Here is a 1,415-nt window from a genome sequence, read left to right on the forward strand (position 1 = left end):
ATAATAAATTAATATCTAATTTATCATCTAACCAAAATATTAATTAAAATTAACAACCATCAGCATAATATGTTTAAATACTAATATTAAAATACGCTTCTTCAGATAGAAGCATTTATTGTTAAAAAATCCGATAAATATCGATTTAAAATTAACAACATTGACATTAAATTAAAAATGTCCATTTATTAATTCAACGGGAAAAAATTTTTCTGCTTATTAATATTCAATTATGTTGCTAGTTTATTATCCATTAGAGTATTTATTTATTTTCTGGTTTAGTTAAAGACTATTATTCGATATGATTAGATTTGGAAAAATCTATCGGTTTGCATCTGTAAGATAAATAATTTACTAAGTTACATTGTTTAAAATTACTAGCTAGATTAAATGCTATATCACTATTTAATGAGGCTGATTTATGTCATATCGCGTCATCGCTTTAGATCTCGATGGTACCCTATTGGATCCACAAAAACAGATCTTGCCACAATCTTTAGCAGCTATAAACCAAGCTCGTCGCCAAGAGATCAAAGTTATTATTGCTACTGGCCGCCATCACGTTGCTATTCACCCATTTTATCAAGCACTGAATTTGGATACGCCGGCAATTTGTTGCAATGGTACTTATCTCTATGACTATCATGCTAAAAAAGTGCTGGAATCGGATCCGTTATCAGCAGCAGAAGCGACTAAGGTGGTTGCCTATTTACAAGGTACCGATATCAACCACTTGATGTATGTTGATGACGCCATGCTATATCAACAACATAATGATGCTATTGAACGAACTTTGAAATGGGCAGATTCTTTACCTGAAAATCAACGTCCCAATATCCATAAAATTGACAATTTTAATACAGCAATCCAACAGGTTACGGCTATTTGGAAATTTGCCACTTGTACGCTTGATATCGAAAAATTACGTACTTTTAGCCAAACTATTCAACAAGATCTGGAGCTTGCTTGCGAGTGGTCATGGTTTGATCAAGTTGATATTGCTAAAAAAGGCAATAGCAAAGGTTTGCGTTTACAACGTTGGGTCGAATCACAAGGTTTGACGATGAAAGATGTGATAGCTTTTGGTGATAATTTCAATGATGTCAGCATGCTAACTGCTGCGGGTCTCGGCGTTGCTATGGGTAATAGCTGTGATGAGGTGAAAAAACATGCTGATATAATTACCGATCAAAATAGCGCGCCAGGGATCGCTCAAGTCATCGAAAAATATGTGTTATAAAGGCTGTAAAGCTATTTGCACAACTGACTATAGTTAAGCGACTTAATTTTGATGACATTATTTATATCAGCTATTCAATTGATTTTAGACGTAAAGTAATATTTACGATGGAAGAAGAAGGGTTGAGTATCCCAGAAATAGCGAAGCAATTTCGGATTGGCTCTGCATCTGTATC

Annotated in this window: 1 protein-coding gene; it reads left to right on the forward strand. The window is 33.9% G+C overall.

Features of this window, described 5'->3' with window-relative positions; translation table 11 throughout:
- Positions 1-421: 421 nt before the first annotated feature.
- Positions 422-1,240: a pyridoxal phosphatase gene (locus tag ARSQ2_RS09840; RefSeq protein WP_181995189.1), complete on the forward strand. Its 819-nt coding sequence runs from the start codon at positions 422-424 to the stop codon at positions 1,238-1,240.
- Positions 1,241-1,415: the final 175 nt, after the last annotated feature.

It is taken from the genome of Arsenophonus endosymbiont of Bemisia tabaci Q2 (assembly GCF_902713415.1).
In the GTDB taxonomy this organism is placed as follows: Bacteria; Pseudomonadota; Gammaproteobacteria; order Enterobacterales; family Enterobacteriaceae; genus Arsenophonus.